Raw genomic sequence first — 24679 nt, forward strand, 5'->3', positions numbered from 1 at the left:
GCCGCATCCAAGTGCGGGTCTTTGCCATGAGCGAGTTGTCAGCCCCCGAAAAAGCCCTGGAAAATACGTTTCGGCTGCCCCGGTTGCCACGCTGGCGCTCCCTGCTGCGCTCGTTTGCGCTGGCGAAGGACCCGCTGCCGGTGCTGAACCAGGTGCTGGCCCGCCACGGTGACACGGTGGAATTGTTCATCGGCGGAGTCGAGAAAAGCATCCTCACCCGCGACCCCGGCCTGATTCAGCATGTGTTGCAGAAGAACAACCGGAACTATGCCAAGTCGAAGTTCACGCGGGGCTTTTCGCGCTACATCGGCCACGGCCTGCTCACCAATGACGGACCCGACTGGCTGCGGCAGCGCCGGCTCATTCAGCCCGGCTTCCACCGGCAGCGGGTGGCGGGCCTCACCGGCCTGATGCAGGAAATAACCATCGAAACGCTGGCTCCGCTGGTGGCGCAGGCCACGGGCGCGGGCGGCACTGCCACCGTGGCCGCGCACGAGCTGATGACGCGCCTGACCTTCCGCATCATTGCCCGCTCGGTGTTCAGTACCAATTTTCCGGAGGCCGAGCTGGACCGGCTGGCGGGCCTGATTACCGAGATTCAGGCGTTTTTCGTGCGCTCCATCCGGCAGCCTTACCTCAAGCCGTGGTTCCGGCTGCGGGGCCGGTTTGCCTACCACGACGCGCTGGCCGCCGAGCTGCGTGCGCTGCTGGGTGGCCTCATTGCTCAGCGCCAGCAGGCCACTGCCCGCCCCGGCAGTACCCCGCCCCCCGACGACCTGCTGCAAATGCTGCTCGACGTGCGCTACGAGGACACCGGCGAGCCCATGCCTACCGACCGGCTCATCGACGAATCCCTCATCCTGCTCGTGGCCGGCCACGAAACCAGTGCCAACGCCCTCACCTGGCTCACCTACCTGCTGGCCCATCACCCGGCCGAGGCCGTGGTCATTCAGCAGGAAATGGCCGCCGTGCTGGCCGGCCGCGCCCCCGCGTTCGAGGACCTGCCGCGCCTTGGCTCCGCCCTGAATGCCGTGCAGGAAGCCATGCGCCGCTACCCGCCCGCCTGGATGGTGGACCGTGTGGCCCTGGCCGACGACGAATACCACGGCCTGCGCATCCCCAAAGGCACGCTGTTTTCGCTGTACTTCCACGGCCTCCACCACAACCCGAGGTATTGGCCCGCGCCCGAAGAGTTCCGGCCCGGCCGCTTTGCGCCCGGCGCGGCCCAGCCAGTGCAGGCCAATGCCTACGTGCCCTTCGGCGGCGGGCCGCGCCTGTGCATCGGCATGCAGTTCGCCCTCACCGAAATGCAGCTTGTGACGCTGGAGCTGCTGCGGCAGTTCGACATCGAGTGGGTGGCCGGGCAGCCGTCCGTGGCCATGCAGCCGCTCGTCACCCTCCGCCCAAAAAATGATTTTCAGGTGCGGTTTCGGGTGCGGCTGCGGGGGTAGAGGGTTTGGCTTTAAGCACTACCCAAGAAGAAGCTCAGCATGACGTTCTTTTTATCGTTTCAATGAGCTAAAGCGGCCCGGTGCCTACGCCGCCAGATGGTACGTCAGCACGGGTGGGAAGGCGTGAGTGGCCACGGTTTCGGCAATGCTGGTGCGCAGGAAGCGGCTCAGGCCCGAGCGGGCGTGGGTGGGAATAACCACCATGTCGGCACCCACGTTCTGGGCGTATTCTTCGATGCCGAGGCTGGTGCGCTCCGCGTCTACCTCGGCCGTTTGGCAGTTGAGCAGGTGATGCTGCTGGGCAAAAGCCTGCATTTGCTGCTGGGCTACGTGGCCGCTTCCGGCCGCTGCTACGTGCAGCAGGTGCAGCGTGGCGTTGGGAAAATCGGCCTGAATCTGGCGCAGGCCCTCAAGGGCGCTGGCGGCATCGGCCGCAAAATCGGAAGGGAATACGATGTTCTGCACGTCGAAATCGGTGTGCGGGTGCTTCACCGTGAGCACCGGGCAGGGGGCCAGCCGAATGAGGCGCTCGGTGGTGGAACTCACGAAAAAGTGTTCCACCGCGCCGTGGCCGCGGGCACCCAGCACCACCAGGTCCGGGTGGTCGCGGTTGATGGCGTGCAGAATGCCGTCGCCGACGCGGGCAACTTCCACCTCGTCCTGCACCAGCACTTCGGGGGCCAGCTGGGCGGCTTCGTCGCGCAGGGCGTGCATCCGCCGCTTGGTCACTTCCAGCAGCTTAATGATAAAAATCTGGTCGATGCTTTGGCCGCCCGTCGGCTTGCCCATCGTGCTGAAACCGCCTGATATTCCCTCGGCTTCCTCCAGTACGTGCAGCAACATGACGCGGCCACCCGTGCGCCGGGCCATCTGCAAGGCCACTTCAAAAGCGTTGTGGGCTTCGGGCGAAAAATCGGTGCAAACCAATATGTTTTTCATGGCCGGAATGAGTGAGGTGAGGAGAAATTGCTGCATTCTCCAGCCAACACGCGGGGTGCCGACCGTAGAAATAATAGCATATCACAATATACTACGCAATGCTCCCTTATTATCCTCGGCCCAGCATTAAAAGCAAAATCAAACAAGGCTTGATATCCCGACGAAGGAAGAATCGGACAAAACTATATCCAGAGTCCTCCTTCGTTGGAATAACAAGCCCTGTTCGGATAGGCGCTGATTTTGCCGCCGCTTATTCTTTCAGCAGCTTGTCCACGGTTTTGTTGAAACCGTCGATTTCTTCCTGATAATATTTGCCCGTGCCCGGTCCCGCGAAGCCAGTATGAATCTTCCGCACGTTGCCTTTTTTATCGAGGAAAATAGTAGTGGGGAAGGCCAGGAATTTTGCCAGCTGCGGCAGCGACTTTGCCACCGAATCCTTGTTGGCAATGCCCGCAAAGGCCACGTCGTAGCCCACATGGAACCGCTCGCGCATGTTGCGCAGCTTGGCTGCCGATACGTTGTAATCGGGCAGGCGCTCGTAGCCGAGGCCGATGATTTCTACGCCGCGCGCCTTGTTCTTCTCGTACCACGGGGCCAGGAAATTAGTCTCGTCCATGCAGTTGGGGCACCACGAGCCCAGGATTTGCAGCACCACCACTTTGCCCCGGTACTTGGGGTCGGTGGGGGAGATGCTGCCGCCCTCAATCACATTCGGGAACTTGAAATTCAGCCGGCTTTCGCCCTTTTTAAGGTAAACGAGGGTGTCGGCATCGGGTAGCTTGGCCTTGGGGTCGGGCACGGCGGTCCAGGTTTCGTGGCCGGATTTGCCGGAATAGAAGTCGCCGAACAGCGTGTTGGGGGCGTATTCTTTGGTGATGTCCACGGGTTCCTTTGGTCCGTTGTGGGCCGTGAACAAGAAGGCGTGGCTGCCGTCGAAGGTGCTCAGGCGCAGGTCCTGGCCGCTCACCACACCGCTGAGGTAGCGGTAGTCGCCGGTGGTGGTGAGGAAGGTGCCGGTGAGTTGGTTGCCTTGCTGGGTGAAAACGCCCGTGGCCGGGTAGCTCTCTTCGCCTTCGCCAAAGTTGGCCCGCCAGGTGCCGCCAAAGCTGCCCGTCTTTTCCGCCGATTTAGCGGCCGGGAACAGCTCCTGCGCGCCGGCCGTGGCCATCATTGGCACGCGGTAGGGCATCTTCGAATCATATTTCACCCAGGTTCCTTTTAGCTTGCCCTGGCCATCGGCCCGCACCACCAGCGCCGCATCAAAAGCGTGCATTCTAATAGTCGTCGAGTCGCCAGCCGATTTAATGTCCTCGCAGCGCAGCCGCTCCTCGCCGTTCAGGCCTTTATTAATAAGGTAGACTACCGGCTGGCCGGCTTCGGTTTTCACCTCGAACAAAAACGGAATTTCCTGGCCCTGCGTGGCCAGTACGCCGCGCCAGGGGCCGGGCGTGAGCGTCGGGGCCGCCGTGCCGCCGGTAGCGGCCGTTTCGGAAGTCGAATTATTGGATGAGCAGCCGAAGAGGCCCAGGCCCAGCGTGGCCGTAGCCAGCAGGCGGAGAAGGGGAGTATTCATAAGTAAGCGCAAAAATGCAAACGCAAGCTCCACAAACCAGCGACCTCGCCAATAGGTTGCCGCCAGCGTCTGCGAACCTCAGCGTCTTGAGCACAAACCCGGAGTTGCGCGCCAACCGAACGCCGCCCCCCAAACCTGCGTTAATTCTACCGGCCCTGCGGTGCCAGCATAAAGCTTACCGCCCAAACCCGCTTTCGGCTAGGTCCAACTTCCCGTGAGTGCTACATTTGCGCAACCACTCTTATAATAACACGCATCCTATGGCTTTCGACCTGGAAATGATTCGCACGGTGTATGCCGGCATGGGTTCCCGCATCGAGGCGGCCCGCGCCGCCGTGGCGCGCCCACTCACCCTCACCGAGAAAATCCTCTACGCCCACCTCTACGGTGGCGATGTTAAGCAGGCCTACGAGCGCGGCGTTTCCTACGTCGACTTTGCCCCCGACCGCGTGGCCATGCAGGACGCCACCGCCCAAATGGCCCTGCTCCAGTTCATGCAGGCCGGTAAGCCCACGGCCGCCGTGCCCTCCACAGTGCATTGCGACCACCTCATTCAAGCCAAAGACGGCGCAACGGCCGACCTGGCCGAAGCCAACACCGAAAACAAGGAAGTGTATGATTTCCTGGCCTCGGTTTCCAATAAATACGGCATCGGCTTCTGGAAGCCCGGCGCGGGCATCATCCACCAAGTGGTGCTGGAGAACTACGCCTTCCCCGGCGGCATGATGATTGGCACCGACTCGCACACCCCCAATGCGGGCGGCTTGGGCATGGTGGCCATCGGCGTGGGCGGCGCCGACGCAGTGGATGTAATGGCCGGCATGGCCTGGGAATTAAAATTCCCGAAGGTTATCGGCGTGAAGCTGACCGGCAAAATGAGCGGCTGGACGTCGGCCAAAGACGTGATTCTGAAAGTAGCCGGCATTCTGACCGTGAAGGGCGGCACCGGCGCTATCGTGGAATATTTCGGCGATGGGGCCGAAAGCCTCAGCTGCACCGGCAAAGGTACCATCTGCAACATGGGCGCTGAAATTGGCGCAACCACGTCGGTATTCTCCTACGACGAGAAGATGGGCGACTACCTGCGCGGCACCGGCCGCGCCGAAATCGCCGAAGCCGCCGCCGCCGTGCGCCAGCACCTGCGCGCCGACGAGGAAGTGTATGCCGACCCGGCCAAATACTACGACCAGCTCATCGAAATCGACCTCAACACGCTGGAGCCCTACGTGAACGGCCCGTTCACGCCGGACGCCGCCTGGCCCATCTCGGAGTTTGCCGCCGCTGTGAAAGAGCACGGCTGGCCCGAGAAGCTGGAAGTGGGCCTCATCGGCTCCTGCACCAATTCCAGCTACGAGGACATCACCCGCGCCGCCAGCATTGCCAAGCAGGCGGTGGACAAAGGCCTGACCGTGGCCGCCGAATTCACCATCACGCCCGGCTCGGAGCTGGTGCGCTACACCGTGGCCCGCGACGGCCTCCTCGACACCTTCGCTGACATGGGCGGCGTGGTGCTGGCCAATGCCTGCGGCCCGTGCATCGGCCAGTGGGCCCGCCACACCGACGACCCCAAGCGCAAGAACTCCATCATCACGAGCTTCAACCGCAACTTTGCCAAGCGCAACGACGGCAACCCCAACACCCACGCCTTCGTGGCTTCGCCCGAAATCGTGACGGCCTTCGCCATCGCTGGCGACCTCACCTTTAACCCCCTCACCGACACGCTGCCCGGCAAAAACGGCCCCGTGAAATTCGATGAGCCCCAAGGCGTGGAAATGCCCCCGCAAGGCTTTGCCGTGGAGGATGCCGGTTTCCAGGCTCCCGCCGCTGATGGTAGCAGCGTGCAGGTGCTGGTAAGCGACACTTCCGACCGTCTGGAACTGCTCACGCCCTTCAAGGCGTGGGAAGGTACCGATTTGATGGGCCTGCGCCTGCTCATTAAAGCCCAGGGCAAATGCACGACCGACCACATTTCGATGGCCGGTCCATGGCTGAAATACCGTGGCCACCTCGATAATATCTCCAACAACATGCTTATTGGAGCCACCAACGCCTTCAACGGCGAGGCCAACTCGGTGCGTAACTTCGCGGTGCAGGGCGACGGCTACACCACCGTGCCGCAGTCGGCCCGCGCATATAAGAGCGCGGGCATCGGCTCCGTGGTGATTGGCGATGAGAACTACGGCGAAGGCTCGTCGCGCGAGCACGCCGCCATGGAGCCCCGTCACCTCGGCGTGCGCGCCGTGATTGTGAAAAGCTTCGCCCGCATCCACGAAACCAACCTGAAGAAGCAGGGCATGCTCGGCCTCACCTTCGCCAACAAGGCCGACTACGACCTGATTGAGGAAGGCGACACCATCGACATCCTCGGCCTGACGGATTTCCAGGAAGGCAAGCCCCTACAGGCCCGCCTGCACCACACCGACGGCGACACCGACCTCATTACCCTCAACCACACCTACAACGAAGGGCAGATTGAGTGGTTCAAAGCCGGCTCGGCCCTGAATTTGATTCGCTTGAAAGAAGCCGGGCAGGCGGTGTAATTTCCGTCAGCTAATAGCCTTAAGTCACAACGGCCGCCTCAGGAAACTGGGGCGGCCGTTTTGGTTGATGTTACTTTGTTAACGAACACAATACTCTAACACCTCCATGGACGACTTTGAAGAAAAAATACGCGCATTGTTTGCTAAGAAGGTTCCAAACCCCAGCCATTTATTGGAACTGAATGAGGCATTATTTCCAAGTCCAAAAGATGGTTTAGAGGCGCTATTGGAGCACGTCTATAAAGAAGTGCTGATTCCAGCCCATCGGATGTTGATTAAGCAAGAGGCATTTGCTACTTCAACGGTAGGTTATGAAGGAGATTTTGGCGATACGTACGATGACGGCATGGAAGACCGGCCCGTAGTTGTGCTGAAGGTAGTGTGGCAGCAAACGCAGTTGTTCGAATACTGGCTAAGCTTTGACGGGGATTCTGACGGAAGGGAGGCTTCGCTGTGGCGAAAGGTGGATATATACCGTGCGCCTCTCGACCTCAAAAATCTGCCAGCAGGTTTTTTTGATATGGATGATTTGAGTGTATCCGATGACGAAAGATTTGGGAAACCCAACTTGGCTCACAGCACAATAGCTTTGGTTGAAGAGTACGAAAGCTTTCATACACTTGATATGGATGAAGCCGTGCGCTTGGTACAAGCGGATTTCTATTGGGTTTGCGATACACTCTTGTAGCTAGTCGCAGACGCACGCCAGCAGGGGCCATTTCGTTCTGGCCCCAGTAGCTTGTGGCAGCGGGAGAGGACAGCAAGCCCCGTTATCGACCCTGCAATGACGTCATGTCATGCGGGAAGGGGTGCGATGATGCCTGCCAGGCTGGTAATAGTATCTGCCGTGACGTCATGTCATGCTGCCGAGGCGGTTAGCATTGCTGCCGTGGGCGCGAAAACCCCGGCCGGGCTGGCAACGATGGCGGTGGAACTGGTTAGCATAGTAGCCGACCTGACAAGGATGTCTGCCGGGCCGACAAGCATCATAGCGGTGCTGGCGAGCCCAGCCGCCTGGTCGGTAAGCACCCGTGGCACTATGGCAAGCGTGGTGGCAGGGGCCGCGACTGCAAGCCTTCGGCCGCGAAATGCCGCATGCGGTAGCAATTCTGCGCCGTTTCGCCCAGCTGTTCAATGAGCTTGTAGTTGGCCATTGCCCCCACGGCCGCGCCCACGAAGGGCAGGAGCTGGGCCATTTTGGCGAGGTCGATGTAGTCGCGGTACTCCTGCTGGAAGGTGCGCCAGTCGAATGCTTCCGGGTTCAGGGGCAGGGTGAGGCGGTAGGCGTCCCAGTCGGCGAGGCGGTGGTAGGTGGCGTTGCGGGTTTGCTGGCTGCTGAAGGCCAGCTGGAAAACGTAGAGCAGGTAGAGGCGCTCGGTGTAGTCATGCACGTCGTAGCCGTAGGCGGCGGCCACGTCGAAGAGCAGCTTGAGCTTGAAGCCGAGCAGCAGCGGGAAATCGGCCAGGCCGAGCAGGAAGCCGCCCGCGCCGGTCACGGCTCCTTCGGCGGTGGCCATGGTGCGGTAGTTGCGAATCTGGCCGCGTACGGCGGTTTCGCGCTGGGCGAAGGTGGCGTGGGTCAGCACCTTGCCGGTAGTGTGCTGCGAGCCGAAGAGCACGCCGCGCACCATCTGCCGGATGGCGGCCGTGATGGCCTGGTGCATTTTTTCGGGCAGGAAAGCATTGAGCCGCACCTGCACCCGCCGGGCAAAGTTGTTGAGAAACGAGGGCGCCCGCTGCATCTGCTGCTGCCAGGCGCGGAGCTCGATACGGGCTTGTTGTTCGTTGTCAGGAGTCATGGGTGAAATGTAGCGCGAACTTTTAGTTCGTGTCCCCGCGCCGTTGCACTGGTTGTCATTCTGGGACGCGAACTAAAAGTTCGCGCTACTTACAGCGTAGCTACTTGGCTGGCGCGGATTTCGCGGGGCTTCTGCACCAGGTAATAGTACTGCAAAATGCCCAGCCCAATGAGAAACGGCACCAGTGCCAGGTGCTTGCCCGTGACGTGCGGAGCTACCCGCACCGCATCGAATCCGAAAAACTCGCTGGTCATCCAGTACGAGTTGGCTGTAATCCAGAACACGATGGCCAGGTTGTGGGCCAGCTCCGAGGCGTAGGCGCGGGTGCGCCAGGCAATGACCACGGCAATGCCCAGCGTGGGCAGCACCATCAGCAGCCCCAGCGGCCGCCACACCATGCACCAGGCAATGTCCTTCAGCAGCCAGAACAGGATGTGCGTGTTTTCCATCTTCCGGTAGGCGGCCGGAATGGCGTACACTTCTTCGGCAACCGGAGGCACGGGGGCAGACATGGGGCGGGCAAAAGCCCAAAAATAAGCCGCCGGCTACTTCCCTGGTTCGACCACGCCCAAGGCTTTCAGCTGCTGCGCGTATTTCTGATAAATCACCCGCAAATCGGCGTTGTGCTTCTCCGCATCCACCCCAATGCTCACGTTGCGGGCATGAAAGCGATGCAGGTGGCTGAGGTGCGGGCACACCACCGGCAGCTGCCCGGCCAGCAGGAAGCGCACGTAGAGGTCGAGGTCCTCGGCCATGGCCAGCTTGCCGTCGTAGCCGCCCACTTCCTCCACAAAAGCCCGGCGGTAGCACACGTTGCCCTGAATGAAATGCTCAGCCCGAAAAATGGCGTGCAGCATGGCCGTGGGCGACTCGAATTGCCAGGCGTAATAATCCTCGCTGGGGAGGTAGCGGCCGGTTTCGTCCACCCGTAGGAAATCGGCCACGAACCACGGCCGGCCGGGGTGGGCCTGAATCTGCGCCGCGTAATTGTGCAGGGTGCGCTGGAGCAGGATGTCGTCGTCATCGAGTGGCACAACCCAGGCATCGGGCGCGGCTTCCGCGATGAGGCGGTTGCGGGCCGCGCCGGCCAGCTGACGGCCGGGCGAGTGCCAGTGGCGCAACGGCGGGCCGGGCTGGGCGGCGGCCTCGCGCAGGTAGGCGGCCGTGCCATCGCGTGAGCCGCTGTCGTAAACCAGGTGCTCAAAGGAGAAATCGAGGGGGGCGCTGATGCTGGCGCGCACGCTGGCCACGGCCTCGGGTAGCAACTCCCGGCGCTGGTGGGTGGGGGTAATAACGGTGAAGTGCATAGGCGAGGTGTTCGTTGGGAAAGCCGGAAAAGTTGCCTTTTGAACCTTTTGGGCGCTCAATATGCCCGTAAAGCGAAACAATATGGCCTTGGTCCTGCCGAATGCCCGGCCCTTGGTTACTTTGCCGGCGCATGACACAATCGGCCATTTTCAACTGGAGCGGAGGGAAAGACTCGGCGCTCGCGCTCCACAAAACGCGGCAAAGCGGGCACTACAAGGTCCAAACGCTGCTCACCACCATCAGCGAGCCGTACCAGCGCATTTCCATGCACGGCGTGCGTACGGCCCTGCTCGACCGGCAAACTGCCGCCCTCGGGTTGCCGTGCCGCAAGCTGCTGCTGCCCGAAACGCCCACCATGGCTGCTTACGAACAGCTCATGGCCGCCACCATGCAGGACCTAAAAGGCGCGGGCGCCACGGCCGCCATCTTCGGCGATATTTTCCTGGCCGACCTGCGGCAGTACCGCGAAAACAAGCTGGCCGAGCTGGGCTTGGAGGCCGTATTCCCGCTCTGGGGCGTGCCCACGGCCGAGCTCATCCGCGAGTTCATCGGCCTGGGCTTCAAAACCATCACCACCTGCGTCAACGAGAAGTTTCTGGACCAAAGCTTCGTGGGCCGCGTGATTGACGAAGATTTCCTGCGCGACCTGCCCGCTAATGTGGACCCCTGCGGCGAAAACGGCGAATTCCACACCTTTGTGTTCGATGGGCCGCTGTTCAGCCAGCCCATTCCGTTTGAAAAGGGCGAAATCGTGTACCGCAAATACACCGCGCCCGCGCCCCCGCCTACCGATGCGGCCGACTACGATTGCGCCCCCGCCAACTCCGACTCCAGCCCGTTCGACACCGGCTTCTGGTACTGCGACTTAACTTAGCCAGCGGCCGTGCCCGGTACTGCCGCACCGGCCGCATCCAGCGTGCGGCTCAGGGCCAGGGCCTGCTGCACGATGCTGGCCGGGTAGCCCGCCCGGGCCAGCAGCCGGATGGCGTTGCGGGTGGTGAGCGGGCCGGGCTTGAGCTGGTAGTCGAAGTACCAGTCGGCCTCGGTCACGGTTTCGGAGAAGTGGTATTCGGTGAAAGCGGGGGCGAGGAGCGCGCCCAGCTCGCCGTCGTGCGTGGAGGCTACCACCAGGCTGCGCGTTTGCAGGTGGGCCAGCACCGCCTGCGTGGCCGCGATGCGCTCCACGGTATTGGTCCCCTTGAACAGCTCATCGAGAATAAACAGGTAGCCGCCCGCCTCGGCCTGCTGGATAAAGCCCAGCACCGCCTCGGCCTCCGCGAAGTAGTAGCTCTTGCCTTCGAGCAGGTTATCGGCCAGGTTGATGCTGGACGCCACCCGCCGGAAAGGGGCAGCGTAGGCCGCCGCCGGGCAGGTGGCAATGGTCTGGGCCAGCAGCGTATTGAGGCCGATGGCGCGCATAAACGTGGTTTTGCCCGACATATTGGAGCCCGTGAGCAGCACGCTGGCGTCGGTCACGGCCAGGTCGTTGGGCACACAGCCGGGCACCAGCGGGTTGTAGGCGGCCGTGAGGTGCAGGCCGGTTTTTTCAGCGGTGAAAACCGGGGCGCAATGCGGGTGCCGCGCCCGGAACCCCGCCACCGCCACTGCGCAATCGGCGTAGCCCACCGCCTCATACACGGCCCGAATAGCCTCGAAATGCTGCATCGCATCGTGCCGGCAGCGGTGGTATACGATGAAATCGAGCAGCAGCACAATCTTCACGTATTGCAATAGCAGCCACGGCAGGGCCGCCAGGTCGGATTGCAACTGGCCCTCGAACTGCAAAAAAGCCACCTTACGCACGATGGAGCCCAGCCGGCCCAGCGGCGCGGCCAGCCCACTCAGGGCCGGTACCGGCAGGCCCAGTCGGGCCAAATCGCGCCCGGCGCGGTAGAGGTTGCCCAGCTGCAGCATGGGCCGCACGCCGGCCACCACCCGCGCCCGGTTCCAGAAGTGCAACAGCGTATGCACCAGCAGCTGCCCCGCCGTGAGCAGCCACAGCGCCGGCTCCCAAAAGCCGCCCACCACGGTAGCCAGCAGCAGCAGCACCAGGGCCGGGGCCGCCGCCGTCCAGGACAGTTCCGGCAGGGCATCGCCGGCCAGCAGGTCGGTCAGGTAGTAGGCATCGGTGGAGGTGAGGCGGCTGAGGGCCAGCTGCACCCGGCCGCGCTCAGGGGGCTGGGCCGCAAAGAAACCGGCTGCTTCGTCGAACTCCCGCAGGGCCGTCGCGTCGGCCAGCGGGCTGCGCAGGCGGTGGTAGAGGCACTGCTGGCCCACGCGGCTCACGGTGCCATCCAGGAGCGCGAACAACTCATCGCCGTTCAGGTCGGTCCAGGTTTGCTGGTCGAGGCGGTGGTAGGCGGGTTCGGCCGGCACCGCCGCGTGGTAGCGGGCAATGAGCGGAAAGTTGCGAAAGCGGGCCGAGGGTTGCCGCCATTCGGCATTGAGGGCGGCCAGCCGCTCGGAGGTTGAAGTCCACATGGAAAGTGCTGGGGAGGAGCCGCCGCAGTTAGCGGCCGCCGGGCAAAAGTACAGGCTGCCGCCGGTTGCCCCGGCCCGTGGCTTCTCCGATTTCTGCCGTACTTGGCGGCGTTAAACCCAACCATTTCCGCACCCTATGAACCCCCAACCGCAACCGTCCAACGCCTTCATCGCCGCTTCCTGGGTGGCCCTGCTGGCCGGCCTGGCCGCCTTCATCATCGGCCTCTGGAACGCCGCCATGCCGCTGAACGAGAAAGGCTATTACTTCACGGTGCTCATGTACGGCCTGTTTTCGGCCATTTCCCTGCAAAAAAGCGTGCGCGACCGCCTCGAAGGTATCCCCGTGACCAACATTTATTACGGCCTGAGCTGGTTTTCTACCGTACTGTGCATTCTGCTGCTCACCATTGGCCTCTGGAACGCCACGCTCACCCTTAGCGAAAAAGGCTTCTACGCCATGTCGTTTCTGCTGAGCATGTTCGCGGCCATCGCCGTGCAGAAAAACACCCGCGACAGCCAGCGCGTGGGTGCTGCTCAATAAACCCGCTTACCCCAATCCATGCCGCTTACGCTTCGCAAAACCCTGAAATTCACCGGCTACACCATTGGCGGCATCATCGGTGTGGCCGCGCTCTACGTGGGCTCGGCCCTAGCGCTATCCGCTATCCCGGTGGCCAAAACCGACCCCAACGCCCCGGCCGATGTCACCGTTTTTCTGCACACCAACGGCGTGCATACCGACATCGTGCTGCCCATCAAAACGGCCCAGATTGACTGGAACCAGTTGCTGCCCATCGCCAATATTCCCTCGCAGGACAGTACCATGCGCTACATCGCCTTTGGCTGGGGCGATAAGGGCTTTTACCTCGACACGCCCACCTGGGCCGACCTTAAGTTCAGTACCGCTTTTGTGGCGGCGTTCTGGCTGGGTTCCTCGGCCATGCACACCACCTACTTCCACAGCCTCGCACCCGGTCCCGAAACCATCCCGCTCCACCTCAGCCGCGCCGAATACGCCCGCCTGATTGCCTACATCCAGCGCAGCTTCGCCCTCGATGCAGCCGGCCGCGCCCAGCACATCACAGGCCACAGCTACGGTCCCGATGATGCTTTTTACGAAGCCCACCGCGTCTACAGCTTCCTCTACACCTGCAACACCTGGACCAACAACGCATTAAAAGCCAGCGGCCAGCGCGCCTGCCTCTGGACCCCTTCCGACAAGGGGATTTTCCACATCTACGGCCGGTAAAATTGTAACGTGGACTCTGCGAGTCCGCGCCCCGTTAAGGCCTCGCTGCCCATGCGCGGACTCGCAGAGTCCACGCTACAAACAAACCGACCCCGCCGGCGACAAAGCCAGCGGGGTCTTAAGGGATGAAACCATCGGGCGAACGGCCGGCGGGGCCTAGTTCAACCATACATCCGCCACTTGCTCGAAGCGGTGGGCGGCAAAGGCCCCGTAGGGACGCTCGGCATAAAAACCAAGGACGTGTACCTGCGGGTGGCCCGTGCGGACGTGCGGCAACACGCGCACGGCGTACACGCGGCCGGCCTCAGGCCAGTCGCCAACGTAGTCGGCCGGACGTTGCGCGTCGTTCACGCAACGGGCAAATTGCTGCAAGGGCAGCGGCGTAGGGAGCTTGACGTTTGACATACCCAAAGATACAATTATTACGGTAAACTAAAAAATTTGGAAAGAATTTTATTTAGGCTTTTTCGATGAGTAGTTGCGCAAATTTACATTTACAGCATGACTATCCCATGAAGGTTGTGGACCGGGTAATAAAACTTTGTTGTGTAATGGATAGGATGAGGTGGGGCATATAGCTAATTAATTTAGCAAATAACGGAGCCGGATATTGAGGCTAAGGCACCTGAATATTGTTATGGTTGCATCATTGGATGCTTTTAACACTGCTTCTCTCTTTAGCACTCGGGAGTTGTCGTTGTTTAGTTGCCCGGTGCCGGCCGCGTGCTCCTGGCCTGGGGCCGCCCGGCGGGGCGGAGCATTGTCCGGCAGGTCCGTTACTTACAGCTACAACACCGGCCGGAACCGAGGTGCGCCACAAACATAGCGCGCTCATTCGGCCATATTCTAATAAACCGCTGGATAGCTGATATTTCCCGGCGAAATCCCCATTAAGCACTATGTAGGCCCCCGGCGGCAATAGGTAGGCGGCTAATGGTCAACGCCAACGCAGTCCGGATAAGCAAAAAAGCCCTCCGTCATGCTGATGGAGGGCTTTTTAGTGAACCTAGTGAGTGCCGCTAATGCGTCACCACCACTTTTTGCTGGTAGGTGCCGGCCGTGCCGGGAATCCTCAGCACGTACACGCCGGCGGCTACCGTGCTCAGGTCGAAGCTGGCCTCGGCCTGCTGGGCGGGCAAGGTCCAGCGGCGCACAGCGCGGCCGGTAAGGTCGAGCAAGGTGCCCTGCGTGGCGGGCGCTACGGACGGCAGCACCACGGTCAGGCGCTGGCTGACGGGGTTGGGATAGGCCACCAGGGGCCGGGTGGCCGCGCCAGTGCGGATGGCCGTGGCCACGGGATTGGTGAGGCGGGCTAAGCCGATGCGCGGCTGCCCGGCTATGGCTCGGAAGCTGCCGTAAGCAATGATTTTGCCATCGGGCTGCAGCACGTAGCCGGGCGTGCTATCGTCGCCGATGAAGATGGGGGCCGGGGTGCTCACGGCCGCGAAAGCATTGTCCAGGCTGCCGTTGCCATTGAGGCGCACCAGCGTGGTGGCCCCGTATTGGCCCAGGGTAGTGGCCAGAATGCGGCCATCGGGCAGTACCAGGTTGGGGGTGTAGCTGGTGGTGAGGCCATTGAACGTGGGGTCGGTGGCTCCATCAACCAGCAGGCGCACCATGTTGAATGGCACAGCCTGGCCGTTGAAGCTGGCCACGTTGCTAATCAGCAACTTGCCATCGGGCTGCTGTAGCAGGGACGGGAAAGTCCCCGGGCCGGCTCCCGTGCCAATTGCAAACGTATTATCCAGGGAGCCGTCGGCATTGAGCCGAACCAGTGTGTAACCGGGTGTAGAGCCTGTACCGGTTTCGGAATAGGTGAGCACAATCTTGCCGCTTGCCTGGATGAAGGCGCTATTGACCGTGCGGGGCAGGGTGCCGGTGGGCGGCACAAACGTGTTATCAAGCGTACCATTGGCATTCAGCCGCGCAATGCCGCTACGCGCCGCGCCGCCGAAAGTGCTGAAGCCGCCATAAGCGAGGACGCGGCCATCGGGCTGCATTTTCACACCAAACAAACCCCCATTGGTAGAAGGCCCAAACGATGCCGGAGCGAAGGCGTTATCGACCGCGCCCGACGGTAGGATGCGCGTGAGTTCGTACTGCGTGCTAAACGTAATGTTATAGTAGCTGCCATCGGGCTGGGCTCCCGCCAGCGAACCTCCGCTGGTGAGATAGGACTGGTCCAGCGTGCCGTCGGCGTTGAGGCGGCGCACGCCGCCACCGGCGGTTGATGCTCCGTTAAATTCAGTGAATGAACCCGTTATCAGCATTTGCCCGTTGGTGAGCGGGGCCACGTTGGAGACGGTGCCGCGCCGTTCGTAGAGGACGGCGAAGGTGGCGTCGTCGGCTCCGGCCGCGGTGAGCCGGGCCGCGCCTGTTTTATTCACGCCATCGTACTGCGTGAGGGAGCCCACCGCCAGCACTTGGCCGCTGGGCAGCAGCGCGAGGGCGGTCACGATGTTGTTGGCCCCGGTGCCGGCGGCGTAGCTGGTATCCAGGGTGCCGCCGGGCAGCAGGCGAGCCACCCGGCCCCGCGCCACGCCGTTGAACTGCACAAAAGAACCGCCTATCAACACGTTGCCGTTGCTGAGCAGCACCAGCGACTGGACCGAAGAGTTGGCTCCGGTGGCGCTGGTGGGGCCGGTACCCGGCGCGAAGCTGGCATCCAGCGTGCCGGTGGGCAGCAGGCGCACCAGCGACGGCGAGGGCTGACCGTTCAGCTGCGTGAAGGAGCCGCCCACCAGCAGCTTGCCGTCGGGCTGTTGCACCACGACGTTGACCGTGCCGGTCACGCCCGCCGTGCCCAGGCCGAACGTGGTGTCGAGACTGCCGTTGGCATTTAGGCGCACGAGGCCGCCGGTTTGCCCACTGAACGAAGTAAACGAGCCTGCCGCCACAATTTTGCCATCGGTTTGCACCACGATGGTGTTCACTAGGCCATTAACAGTGCCCGTACCAATGCTGAACGTGGCATCCGTCGTGCCGTCAGTATTCAGCCGCACCAGCGCTCCGGCCTGCCCGGCGGTGAAGCTGTTGGTACTGCCCACCAGAATTTTGCCATCGGGCTGAATGGCCAAGCTGCCGATTTGGCGCAGCATCCCCGGCGTGAGCGCCGCGAAGGTGGGGTCGAGCGTGCCGTTGGCATTGAGGCGAGCGATGGCCAGCGCCGGCGTGCCGTTGTAAGTGGTGAAGCCGCCGGCAATCAGAATCCGGCCATCGGCTTGCAGCGCCACCGCTGCGATAAAGCCATTGGCCCCGATGCCGCCGGGGTTAAATGCCGCGTCGGAAGTACCATTGGCATTGAGGCGCTGGATTTTGCTGGCCAGCACCCCATTCACAAAGTCGAAGCCGCCGGCGGTTATCACCTTGTCATCGGGCTGCACCACCAGGCGCTGCACGCCCGTTTGCAGGCCACCCAAGTAGCCGTTTTTCAGTACCGTGGGTTGAAAATTAGGGTCCAGCACCTGGGCCCGTAGCCTGGTGAAGCCCGGGCCGCACAGCAGCAGCACCAGCAATAGCAGACGAGTAAAGGAGTGTTTCATTAATACGTTGGTTGTTAAAATGGAAAGAATGGATTAACGCTGCGGATAGCCGCCGGGCGTAAATGTAAAAGGGAGCCGCACAGCAGCTCCCTTTTAAGAGGACAAACACGGTAGCCAGCCAATGAGTGGCGGTGCTAATCAACCCATTTTCAATTCTATTCAACGGCTAAGGCCCGGCTCAAAATCTGGCGGTGGCCCACGGCCTGCACCACGTACCAGCCGGCTGGCAGGTTACCCAACTGCACATCGAGGAAATGGCCGGTTGCCGCCTGCTGCCGCACCACCTGGCCCAGCGAGTTCAGCAGCCGCACTTCCACGAGGCCAAAATCGACAGGCACTTCCACCCGTAGCGGGCCAGCCGTGGGGTTCGGGTACACCCGCAAGTCATTGGCCGCCAAAGCTGCTGAACGCGTGGGCAGCACGGCGGCGTAAACCACTGCCGCCGCATCGGCCGAGGCCTGGAGCTGCGCCAGCGTGGGCGCGGCCAGCACGGCGAAGGCCACCGTGGCCGAGTCGCCGGGAGCCAGCCGGGCCAGGCGGGTGCCCACTACTTGCGACACATCGGTGCCGTTGGGCAGGCCGGCGGTGCGCTGGGCGCGGGCGGTGCCACTGCTCAGGGCCAGGAATTTCTCCGCTACTGAAAAGCCGTCGGCCAGGCGGATGGGGGAGCCGGCGGGCGCGCCGCCATCGATGGAATACACGGCCGCCGCGCCGCCGCGCAGCAGCCGGATGCCCGCGTAGGCCACCGGGGCCGTGGTGCCGGCCGGGCCGCCCAGCGCGTAGCAGTAGCCCAGGGCGCGGGCGGTGTCGTAGGCGGCGGCGTTGCGGGCCGCGCCATCGGGGTTGGGCAGGTCCCAATCAGCGAAAATGCCGGCGTAAAGCGGTTTGAGCGTATCAGCAGTAAGGTTTTTGAGCGAATATTCCAGCACCACGAAATCGCGGCGGCCGGGCGTGGCCCAGGCGTAGGCCCGCTGGCGCACGGCCACGCCCACACTCCGGACGCGGCTGCCGGCCACCGGAATGGTGTCCTGAAAGGCGATGCGGGCTTCCTGGTCGGCGCGGGGGCCGGGCTGCTGGCGGGTGGCCTGGCGCAGGCTGAAAAACGACTGCCGCGACTGCCCGCCACTGGTCCGCAGCCGGTCCGATACGCGGGTAGGAGAGGTGGCCAGTAGCAGGCCGCCCTCGCTCAGAATATTGCCGCTGGTGCGGTAGCTCAGGCCCGCGCCCACGGTGCCGGCCAGGTTGTCGAAGGCCAGGTTGCCCCGGCTGGTGAGCGTGAGGGCCAGGTCGTTTGCATCAAGCACCACGTAGTCGGGGTTCAGCATGAAGTCCACGTATTGGTCATACTGAAAGCCGCCCGTGTCGGTAATGCGGTAGCGCAGCGTGGCGGTGGTGTTGAGCGGAATGCCGCTGGCGGCCACGGCCAGCCGGAAGGGCGAGCTGAAGTTAGTGGCGCGGGCCAGCGTGGCCATGTTGCCCACCGCGAAGCTGCCCTGCCGCACCGTGACGTAGGGCGAGAGCGAGGTGAGCGTGACCGTGAGCCCGGCCACCGGCCGCAGCAGATTCTGCACGTCCACGGCCAGGCGCAGGGTGTCGCCGGGAGTGTAAGCGGGCCGGGCGGGCGCGAAGGTGCTGGCGATGACGCGGGCCTCCTTCGGGTCAGCGGTGAGGGCGCGCAGCACGTTGAGGCGGCCGGTACCGAGGCGGCTGGCCCAAGCCGCGTTGGCGGGCAGGCCGTCAATGTTGTCGGTGGTTTGGCGCAGTCGGGCCATCACCTGAGCGGCCGTGAGCTGCGGAAAGCGCCAGCGCACCAGCGCCGCCGCCGCCGCCGCCAGCGGCGCGGCAAACGAGGTGCCGCCCACGGCCACGTAGTCGGCATCGGCCACGCCGCCGGCCGATACCGTGTGGTAGCCCTGCGTGGTGAGGATGCTCAGGCCCGGGGCCACCATGTCCACGCGGTGGTTGAAGGTGGCGGCGGGGCTTTTCTGGTCGGTGCTGCTCACGCCCGATACCGACAAAACGTGGTCGTAAGAAGCGGGATAGAAGAGGATATCGGCGCTGGTGTTGCCGGCGGCGGCCACCACCACGGCGTCGCGGTTCACGGCGGCGTAGGTGATGGCGTCCTGCTCGAAGCGTGAGTAGCCGCCCGGTGCGCCCCAGCTCATGTTGATAATCTGGCAGCCGTGGTCGGCGGCGTACACGATGGCCTCGTAGCCGGCAAAGCTGCCCGTGGATGTGTTGGGATAGATATTCAGCGGCAGAAACCGGCACTGGTTGCCCAGGCCGGCAATGCCGAGGCCGTTGTCGGTGCGGGCGGTGGCCACGCCGGCCACCAGCGAGCCGTGGATGATGTTGATGTCGTAGCCGCAGTCGTTGTCGTCGTTGGCCAGGTCCCAGCCGGTGAAATTGTCCACGTAGCCGTCGCCGTCGTCGTCGCGGCCGTTCACGGGGTCGGCGTAGTTGTGCTTGATTTGCTGGCGCAGGTCCTCGTGGGTGAGGCGAACGCCGCCGTCGGTGATGCCGATGACGATGCTGCTGTCGCCCCGGGTCACATCCCAGGCGCGGTAAGCGCGGATTTGCTTGAGGTAGAACTGGCTGGCCGTGAGACTGGTGAGCATGGAGTCGGCCCGGGGGTCGTTGGGCTGGTACATCGGCCGGCGGATGTAGAGCGGCTCCACGTACTCCACGGCCCCGGTGCCCAGCAGCACGGCCCGGGCGCGGTCAAAAGGCATGGCGGCGGGCAGCTCAATTTGGTAAATCTGCCGCAAATCCACGCTGCCGGGCCGCTCAGCGCTGGGGGCCTGGGCGTGCGGAAACTTCTGCCGCAGGCCGTGGGCGGCCAAGGTGTTCAGCGCGACTTCGAGAGTAGCCGGAGTCTGGCCGGGGCGCAGTTTCAGCACCAGCCGGCCGGGGATGGTGGGCGGCGCGGCCCTGGCCCCGGCCAGCCCGCTGAATCCAACTATTACTAAGAAAAATAAAGCGCGTAACGTGTTTTTCATCAGGCAAAAACAAACCGTTGATTACTTAGCTAAAGATACAATGGTACGTAGCTGCCAGCGGTTCGGACTGACTTGGGCCGGCTAAAAAAAAGCCCCGGTCGCTGCCCCGTACGAAGCAACAGCCGGGGCAGGGCACCAGCAGTCGGCTGCCTATTTTGGGTGGTAATACTTGAAATGCTTGGGGGCTCTGGACGTTTTGAAGGTTTCCAGCTTGTGGGGTGTCAGGTCGATAACCGGCCGGGTGCTTTCGTGACGAAACTGGGCCTTGTTGTTCTTGCCCCGGCTCGATTCGGAAGTATGGGAAAACGCCTTTTTGGCTTTCACCTTGGGGCGCGACTGCGCGGTGGCCGGGATGGTCAGGCCCAGGCCGAGGCCCAGGAGCAGCAGAGAAAAAAACTTATGCATGAGGGTAAAGTATAGCGGTGAAGGACAGGAACGGGGTATGTTCGGGAAATGATTCTGAAAGCAGCAAGTCGTTAACCAGCAGCAATTAGCTACAATAACGTCTGTACGTCGTGGCCCAGGTTTTCGATGTCCTGCCGCAGCTGCTGCCAGTGGCCGGGCTCAGCGCCGGTGGGCGGGCTGCCGGCCTGCGTGAGCTGCGCCGCCAAGCGGGTGCGCTTGGCCTCCAGGGTAGCAGCGTGAGCCTCGTAGGTATTGGCCGAGCCGGCGGCCGTGGCGTGGGCGCGGTTGTGCAGGGTCTTAATTTTGGCATCCAGCTCATCGAGGGCCAGGCGCAGGTTGGCGGCCGAAAGCTGCGGGTCGCGCGGCGTGGACGCATCGGAAGTAGGGGAGGGTACCATGAGCGGCGAAGTAAGTGGCGGGCTAGCAGGGTATTGTACTGCTTCCGGGGCCGAAAGGATGCCGCGCGGGCTGGCAACTGGCCCGCCGGCTATGTTACCAACATTACCACAACAAAAGGATAATTCTGCGGTCGCTGGGTCGGCAATTTGGTCGGGTAGCTTTGTGCCATAGAACTTTAGCCGGAATACTTCATGCTTCGCCGTTTCACGCTTTTTGCTGGATTGATAGCGGCTTCGGCGAGCTTGGCCCGCGCCCAGACGGCTTCGGTGGAGGTGCCGGCGCAGTCCGAAGGTGGCACGGCTGCAACGGTCGCTGCTGCCACGGCGGCCCCCACCATTTACTTCACGGCTGAGGAAATGCCGGCCTTCCCCGGCGGCGATGCGGCACTGGTGAAGTTCCTGAGCAGCAAGGTGCAATATCCCGCCGCCGCGCTCGACCGCAGCCTGTCGGGCAAAGTCCACGTCAGCTTCACCGTAGACCCCGCCGGCCACCTGCACGACCCCCGCGTGGTGCGCGGCCTGGGCAACGGCCTCGATGAAGAAGCCCTGCGCCTCGTGCGCCTCATGCCTTGGTGGACCCCAGGCAGAGTCCACGGCCAGCCCGTGTGGGTGAGCGTGACCATGCCCATCGTATTCCGGGCGCTGTAAAATCTGTTAGCCCCCCAAAGCGCGGGGCAGTGCTAGCTCCCGCGCCAGCGGGGCCGCGCCCGACTGCCAGAGTGCCGCCAGCACGGCGTTGGCCGTTTCGGCCAGCTCCAGGTGGAAATCTTCGTGGAGGCGGGTGGTTTGGCGCAGGGCTTCCTGAGTGCGCTTGGTTAGGTGCTGGAGCAGGGGCTGGGTGGGGCCGTGCAGGCGCGCCGTGCTGGCGGCCTGGTGCCGGAACACGTTGGCCAGCAAGCGCCAGCTGAGTTCGGCTTCGCCAAAAGCATCGTCGGTGATTCTGGCGTGGTAAGCCAGCCGCGCCTGGAGCTGCCGCAGGATAACGAGCAAGTCGTTAGGCGTTTGGTGGAAGCCCCGCACCGGGTCGTCGACCTGGGCGCGCAACGCGGCGCGGCGGGTTTCTAGTGCCTCGGGGCCTTCGAGCAGGCGGAAGGCCAGCTGTTCGGTCAGCACCGCGTCCTGGGCCACGAGGCGGGCCAGGAGCTGGTCTTTTTCTTTTTGCGGCAGCTGAAACAGTGCTTTGCGAAGGTCGGGCGAAAGGGCGGGCATGGGGAGGCGCTACGCGAACTGAGGTTCAGCTGCAAACTACGCGCCCCGCGCCGGGAAGGAGTCGGCGCGCCTACTTGGCCGGCAGCACCAGGATGGGTAATGCGCTGTCCAGTAGAAGTTCAGCCGTCACGCTGTTATGGAACAGCTTGCCCAGAAAGCTGCGCTCGCGGGCAATGACCACCAGCAAATCGAAGTCGTGGGGCTGGGCCACCTGCAGAATGCCCCGGGCGGGGCTGGCATTGGTGATGGTGCGGGTGTGCGCCGGGGGCAGGTCGAGGAGCAGGCCGGTTTGCCGCACCGATTCCAGGGCGGCGGGGTTCAGCTCGTGGTGGCCGGCCGACACGTTCAGCACGGTGACCTCGGCCTTCAGGTTCGTGAAAAACTCCTGCATGGTGCCGGCGTGCGCGCCCAGGCTGAAGGGTTCCCCGTCCACGGCCAGCAGCACACGCCGGGGCGGGGCCGTGCTGGCCACCAGGTGCGGCACCACCAGCATGGGGTAGGGGGAGTGGCGCAGCAGGTCCAGCGACGTGGTTTGCACCAGCTCATCGGGCAAGGCCGAGTGGTCGGGGCGGCCCAGCACTATCAGGGCGGGGTGGTGCCGGGCCACGGCGTCGGCCACGGCCACTTCCACGCGGCCGTAGCCCACTTCGGCCACCACGGGCACCGGCAGGCCGCGCGCCACGCTGTTGAGGGCCAGCGCCACGGCCTCCTTGCTCAGGTTGGAAAACTCCCCCGTGAGGGCTTCCGGGTCGAGCACGGAATCGCGGCGCACATTCAGCAGCACCAGGCGCGCATGGAGCGGCCGGGCCAGGTTGGTGGCGTAGTCCAGGGCCCGGTTGGCGGCCTGGAAAAAGTCGGTGAGAATGAGCAGAGAGGCCGTCATGAGTGGAAAGTGCTGGTGAAAGTAAGCAGGGCAAAGCTCCGGCCTGTACTACGTTGGTCAGCTGTAATACGTTAGCAAAAATGACTGATTTTTATCATGTTCCGTGAGGTGCGGTTGGCCTTATACTACCGCCCCGGTCCCCGCCCGAAAGCCCGATAATCAATTTGGTGAAGTAATATATATTAATTACTATTATAAAGAATTAGGCCCGTTGATTCCGATGGCTGCCCTCCACTTCCTGCCGGTTTGCCTGTGCCTGGCCCTGACGGTCCCGGGGCGCGGCTCCGTGCCCGGCTGGCAGGTGCCGGAGCCGCGCCCGGCCGCCACAAAGCCCGTCACCAAGCCTGCCAGCCCGCCGCCCATTGAGTCCGTATCCCAGCACATTCAGGCGCTGCTCGATACCACGGCGGCGGGCAGCCTGCGCGCCGCCGATGAGCACCGGGGCCTGCAGGCCGGGGCCGCCGTGCGGGCCTTTTACGGAGCCAACTGTGCCCCGGCCTGGGGGGGCGCCCCCGACAGCCTCAACACCCGCGCCGCCCTGGCCCTGCTGGCCCGCGCCGCCGAGCACGGCCTGAACGCCGCCGACTACCACCTGGACCAGCTCCTGGCCCTGCGCGATTCGCTGGGCCGCACCCGACACCCCGCCGCCGCCCAGCAGGCCCGCCTCGATGTGTACCTCAGCGATGCGGTGCTGGCCTTCCTGCGCGATTTGCGGCGCGGGCGGCTGCGGCCCTACACGGCATCGGTGGGGGAGCGGGCCGCCGGGCCGGCCGGGCAGCCGGCCCCGGTGCTGCGCGCCGCCCTGGCCGGCCACAACGTGCCCGCCGCCCTGCGGGCCAGCCAGCCCGCCAACCGCGAGTACCGCCAGCTGCAGCAGGCACTGGCGCAGTGGCTGGCCGCCCCCGTGCTGCCCGACTCGGCGGCCCGGCACCGGGTGCAGTACGAGCAAGTGGCCCTTAACCTGGAGCGCTGGCGCTGGGACGGCATCCCGGAAGCCGAATACATCCTCATCAACCTGCCTGCTTACGAGCTGGTGGTGGTGGCCCGCGACTCGGTGCAGCGCCGCCACCGCGTGGTGGTGGGCAAGCCCGAAACGCCCACGCCCACGCTCAGCAGCCGCCTCAGCTATTTCACGCTGGCCCCCGACTGGCACGTGCCGCAGTCCATTGCCACCAAGGAAATGCTGCCCCGGCTCAAAAAGGACCCCGGCTACCTATATCGCAACAACTATCGCCTCACCGATGCCCAGGGCCGGGGCCGCAACCCCTGGCACATCGACTGGAGCCGCGTCACGCCGGAAAACTTTAACTACACCATCCGGCAGTCGGCTTGCTGCGATAATGCCTTAGGTAATATTGTGTTCCGGTTTGCCAACCCGTACTCCATCTACCTGCACGACACGCCGGCGCGGGCGCTGTTCAAAGCCCCCAGCCGCGCCCTCAGCCACGGCTGCATCCGGCTGCAGAACCCCATGCTGCTGGCGGCCTACCTGCTGCGCCGCGAAGGCCGCCCCGTGCAGCTGCCCACCGAAGACGAGTGCGCTCGCATGCCGCGCGCCCGCGATGTGCATCTGGCCCGCCCCCTGCCCCTGTACGTGCGCTACGCCACCTGCACCGCCGAAAACGGGCAGCTCCGCTTCCTGGCCGATGTGTACCACCGCGACGAAGCCTTGCGCCAGGCCCTTTTTGGGCTGCGGCCCTAGCCCGGGTTTGGCCACCCGCTGCCGGATGATAAAAATCATGCGATGAGGCGACTAATGTCACGGCGGCGACGCGGCCGTTTCTCGAAATTTGAAAGGCCACCCTCTCAGCCTAACCAATTTGCCACCAACCCCAAACGACTGCCTATGCAACCGCTGCTGCTGCTGCTTTGGTGCTGCTGGCCGGCTTACTGACCCTGCGAG

At 63.5% G+C, this 24679-nt stretch carries 21 protein-coding genes; 8 read left to right on the forward strand and 13 right to left on the reverse strand.

What is annotated here, in order from left to right; genetic code table 11:
- Nucleotides 1-26: 26 nt before the first annotated feature.
- Complete coding sequence (locus ACVWYF_RS20250) at nt 27-1451, forward strand: cytochrome P450 (RefSeq protein ID WP_457071496.1); 1425 nt, start codon at nt 27-29, stop codon at nt 1449-1451.
- Nucleotides 1452-1535: 84 nt separating this feature from the next.
- Here ACVWYF_RS20250 and ACVWYF_RS20255 read toward each other — a convergent pair whose 3' ends face one another.
- Both ACVWYF_RS20255 and ACVWYF_RS20260 read right to left on the reverse strand, forming a co-directional pair.
- Nucleotides 1536-2390 (reverse strand): universal stress protein, encoded by an 855-nt coding sequence (locus ACVWYF_RS20255; protein WP_457071498.1) that lies wholly within the window; start codon nt 2388-2390, stop codon nt 1536-1538.
- 250 nt (nt 2391-2640) lie between these two features.
- On the reverse strand, nt 2641-3963 hold the full coding sequence (locus ACVWYF_RS20260) for a peroxiredoxin family protein (protein ID WP_457071501.1): 1323 nt from the start codon (nt 3961-3963) through the stop codon (nt 2641-2643).
- A 260-nt stretch (nt 3964-4223) separates the two neighbouring features.
- Here ACVWYF_RS20260 and ACVWYF_RS20265 point away from each other — a divergent pair, with 260 nt between their 5' ends.
- On the forward strand, nt 4224-6503 hold the full coding sequence (locus tag ACVWYF_RS20265; protein ID WP_457071503.1) for an aconitate hydratase: 2280 nt from the start codon (nt 4224-4226) through the stop codon (nt 6501-6503).
- 106 nt (nt 6504-6609) lie between these two features.
- Nucleotides 6610-7191 (forward strand): hypothetical protein, encoded by a 582-nt coding sequence (locus tag ACVWYF_RS20270; RefSeq protein WP_457071505.1) that lies wholly within the window; start codon nt 6610-6612, stop codon nt 7189-7191.
- 349 nt (nt 7192-7540) lie between these two features.
- Here the strand turns inward: ACVWYF_RS20270 and ACVWYF_RS20275 are convergent, their stop codons facing one another.
- The 3 genes from ACVWYF_RS20275 to ACVWYF_RS20285 form a co-directional block, all read right to left on the reverse strand.
- On the reverse strand, nt 7541-8302 hold the full coding sequence (locus tag ACVWYF_RS20275) for an EcsC family protein (protein ID WP_457071507.1): 762 nt from the start codon (nt 8300-8302) through the stop codon (nt 7541-7543).
- An 89-nt stretch (nt 8303-8391) separates the two neighbouring features.
- Nucleotides 8392-8814, reverse strand: coding sequence for a hypothetical protein (locus ACVWYF_RS20280; protein WP_457071509.1), 423 nt, complete (start codon nt 8812-8814; stop codon nt 8392-8394).
- A gap of 33 nt (nt 8815-8847) precedes the next feature.
- Nucleotides 8848-9609, reverse strand: a complete 762-nt coding sequence (locus ACVWYF_RS20285; RefSeq protein WP_457071511.1) for a glycosyltransferase family 2 protein — start codon at nt 9607-9609, stop codon at nt 8848-8850.
- 131 nt (nt 9610-9740) lie between these two features.
- On the opposite strand from ACVWYF_RS20285, the gene ACVWYF_RS20290 reads away from it, so the two are divergent.
- Complete coding sequence (locus ACVWYF_RS20290; RefSeq protein ID WP_457071513.1) at nt 9741-10484, forward strand: Dph6-related ATP pyrophosphatase; 744 nt, start codon at nt 9741-9743, stop codon at nt 10482-10484.
- On the opposite strand, the gene ACVWYF_RS20295 is transcribed toward ACVWYF_RS20290, so the two are convergent.
- Nucleotides 10481-12091: a MutS-related protein gene (locus ACVWYF_RS20295; protein ID WP_457071515.1), complete on the reverse strand. Its 1611-nt coding sequence runs from the start codon at nt 12089-12091 to the stop codon at nt 10481-10483. The two genes, ACVWYF_RS20290 and ACVWYF_RS20295, sit on opposite strands and share 4 nt — an antisense overlap.
- Before the next feature lie 136 nt (nt 12092-12227).
- Here ACVWYF_RS20295 and yiaA point away from each other — a divergent pair, with 136 nt between their 5' ends.
- Together yiaA and ACVWYF_RS20305 are read left to right on the forward strand one after the other, a co-directional pair.
- Nucleotides 12228-12632 carry an inner membrane protein YiaA gene (yiaA, locus tag ACVWYF_RS20300; protein WP_457071517.1) on the forward strand — a complete coding sequence of 135 codons (405 nt, stop codon included), beginning with the start codon at nt 12228-12230 and terminating at the stop codon, nt 12630-12632.
- A gap of 18 nt (nt 12633-12650) precedes the next feature.
- Complete coding sequence (locus tag ACVWYF_RS20305; protein ID WP_457071519.1) at nt 12651-13340, forward strand: TIGR02117 family protein; 690 nt, start codon at nt 12651-12653, stop codon at nt 13338-13340.
- 156 nt (nt 13341-13496) lie between these two features.
- On the opposite strand, the gene ACVWYF_RS20310 is transcribed toward ACVWYF_RS20305, so the two are convergent.
- From ACVWYF_RS20310 to ACVWYF_RS20330, 5 genes are all read right to left on the reverse strand, one after another.
- Nucleotides 13497-13745, reverse strand: coding sequence for a hypothetical protein (locus ACVWYF_RS20310; RefSeq protein ID WP_342296699.1), 249 nt, complete (start codon nt 13743-13745; stop codon nt 13497-13499).
- A 614-nt stretch (nt 13746-14359) separates the two neighbouring features.
- Nucleotides 14360-16882, reverse strand: coding sequence for a T9SS type A sorting domain-containing protein (locus ACVWYF_RS20315; protein ID WP_457071522.1), 2523 nt, complete (start codon nt 16880-16882; stop codon nt 14360-14362).
- 155 nt (nt 16883-17037) lie between these two features.
- Nucleotides 17038-19881 (reverse strand): S8 family peptidase, encoded by a 2844-nt coding sequence (locus ACVWYF_RS20320; protein WP_457071524.1) that lies wholly within the window; start codon nt 19879-19881, stop codon nt 17038-17040.
- A gap of 150 nt (nt 19882-20031) precedes the next feature.
- A complete protein-coding gene (locus ACVWYF_RS20325) occupies nt 20032-20286 on the reverse strand; it encodes a hypothetical protein (protein ID WP_457071526.1) in 255 nt (84 codons plus the stop codon).
- Nucleotides 20287-20375: 89 nt separating this feature from the next.
- Nucleotides 20376-20684: a hypothetical protein gene (locus ACVWYF_RS20330; protein ID WP_457071528.1), complete on the reverse strand. Its 309-nt coding sequence runs from the start codon at nt 20682-20684 to the stop codon at nt 20376-20378.
- 192 nt (nt 20685-20876) lie between these two features.
- Here ACVWYF_RS20330 and ACVWYF_RS20335 point away from each other — a divergent pair, with 192 nt between their 5' ends.
- Complete coding sequence (locus ACVWYF_RS20335) at nt 20877-21332, forward strand: energy transducer TonB (protein ID WP_457071530.1); 456 nt, start codon at nt 20877-20879, stop codon at nt 21330-21332.
- Nucleotides 21333-21338: 6 nt separating this feature from the next.
- Here ACVWYF_RS20335 and ACVWYF_RS20340 read toward each other — a convergent pair whose 3' ends face one another.
- Both ACVWYF_RS20340 and ACVWYF_RS20345 read right to left on the reverse strand, forming a co-directional pair.
- The gene (locus ACVWYF_RS20340) at nt 21339-21893 is read right to left on the reverse strand and encodes a hypothetical protein (RefSeq protein WP_457071532.1); all 555 of its coding nucleotides are present in this window, start codon (nt 21891-21893) and stop codon (nt 21339-21341) included.
- A gap of 70 nt (nt 21894-21963) precedes the next feature.
- Nucleotides 21964-22776, reverse strand: coding sequence for a universal stress protein (locus ACVWYF_RS20345; RefSeq protein ID WP_457071534.1), 813 nt, complete (start codon nt 22774-22776; stop codon nt 21964-21966).
- Nucleotides 22777-22996: 220 nt separating this feature from the next.
- Between ACVWYF_RS20345 and ACVWYF_RS20350 the strand changes: the two genes are divergently transcribed.
- Nucleotides 22997-24478, forward strand: coding sequence for a L,D-transpeptidase scaffold domain-containing protein (locus tag ACVWYF_RS20350; RefSeq protein WP_457071536.1), 1482 nt, complete (start codon nt 22997-22999; stop codon nt 24476-24478).
- Nucleotides 24479-24679 lie beyond the last annotated feature (201 nt).

Source organism: Hymenobacter sp. UYAg731, assembly GCF_054061335.1.

Coding starts and splice junctions, on each gene's coding strand:
- ACVWYF_RS20250 (WP_457071496.1), top strand. CDS start 27: ATGAGCGAGTTGTCAGCCCCCGAAAAAGCCCTGGAAAATACGTTTCGG.
- ACVWYF_RS20255 (WP_457071498.1), bottom strand. CDS start 2,390: ATGAAAAACATATTGGTTTGCACCGATTTTTCGCCCGAAGCCCACAAC.
- ACVWYF_RS20260 (WP_457071501.1), bottom strand. CDS start 3,963: ATGAATACTCCCCTTCTCCGCCTGCTGGCTACGGCCACGCTGGGCCTG.
- ACVWYF_RS20265 (WP_457071503.1), top strand. CDS start 4,224: ATGGCTTTCGACCTGGAAATGATTCGCACGGTGTATGCCGGCATGGGT.
- ACVWYF_RS20270 (WP_457071505.1), top strand. CDS start 6,610: ATGGACGACTTTGAAGAAAAAATACGCGCATTGTTTGCTAAGAAGGTT.
- ACVWYF_RS20275 (WP_457071507.1), bottom strand. CDS start 8,302: ATGACTCCTGACAACGAACAACAAGCCCGTATCGAGCTCCGCGCCTGG.
- ACVWYF_RS20280 (WP_457071509.1), bottom strand. CDS start 8,814: ATGTCTGCCCCCGTGCCTCCGGTTGCCGAAGAAGTGTACGCCATTCCG.
- ACVWYF_RS20285 (WP_457071511.1), bottom strand. CDS start 9,609: ATGCACTTCACCGTTATTACCCCCACCCACCAGCGCCGGGAGTTGCTA.
- ACVWYF_RS20290 (WP_457071513.1), top strand. CDS start 9,741: ATGACACAATCGGCCATTTTCAACTGGAGCGGAGGGAAAGACTCGGCG.
- ACVWYF_RS20295 (WP_457071515.1), bottom strand. CDS start 12,091: ATGTGGACTTCAACCTCCGAGCGGCTGGCCGCCCTCAATGCCGAATGG.
- yiaA (WP_457071517.1), top strand. CDS start 12,228: ATGAACCCCCAACCGCAACCGTCCAACGCCTTCATCGCCGCTTCCTGG.
- ACVWYF_RS20305 (WP_457071519.1), top strand. CDS start 12,651: ATGCCGCTTACGCTTCGCAAAACCCTGAAATTCACCGGCTACACCATT.
- ACVWYF_RS20310 (WP_342296699.1), bottom strand. CDS start 13,745: ATGTCAAACGTCAAGCTCCCTACGCCGCTGCCCTTGCAGCAATTTGCC.
- ACVWYF_RS20315 (WP_457071522.1), bottom strand. CDS start 16,882: ATGAAACACTCCTTTACTCGTCTGCTATTGCTGGTGCTGCTGCTGTGC.
- ACVWYF_RS20320 (WP_457071524.1), bottom strand. CDS start 19,881: ATGAAAAACACGTTACGCGCTTTATTTTTCTTAGTAATAGTTGGATTC.
- ACVWYF_RS20325 (WP_457071526.1), bottom strand. CDS start 20,286: ATGCATAAGTTTTTTTCTCTGCTGCTCCTGGGCCTCGGCCTGGGCCTG.
- ACVWYF_RS20330 (WP_457071528.1), bottom strand. CDS start 20,684: ATGGTACCCTCCCCTACTTCCGATGCGTCCACGCCGCGCGACCCGCAG.
- ACVWYF_RS20335 (WP_457071530.1), top strand. CDS start 20,877: ATGCTTCGCCGTTTCACGCTTTTTGCTGGATTGATAGCGGCTTCGGCG.
- ACVWYF_RS20340 (WP_457071532.1), bottom strand. CDS start 21,893: ATGCCCGCCCTTTCGCCCGACCTTCGCAAAGCACTGTTTCAGCTGCCG.
- ACVWYF_RS20345 (WP_457071534.1), bottom strand. CDS start 22,776: ATGACGGCCTCTCTGCTCATTCTCACCGACTTTTTCCAGGCCGCCAAC.
- ACVWYF_RS20350 (WP_457071536.1), top strand. CDS start 22,997: ATGGCTGCCCTCCACTTCCTGCCGGTTTGCCTGTGCCTGGCCCTGACG.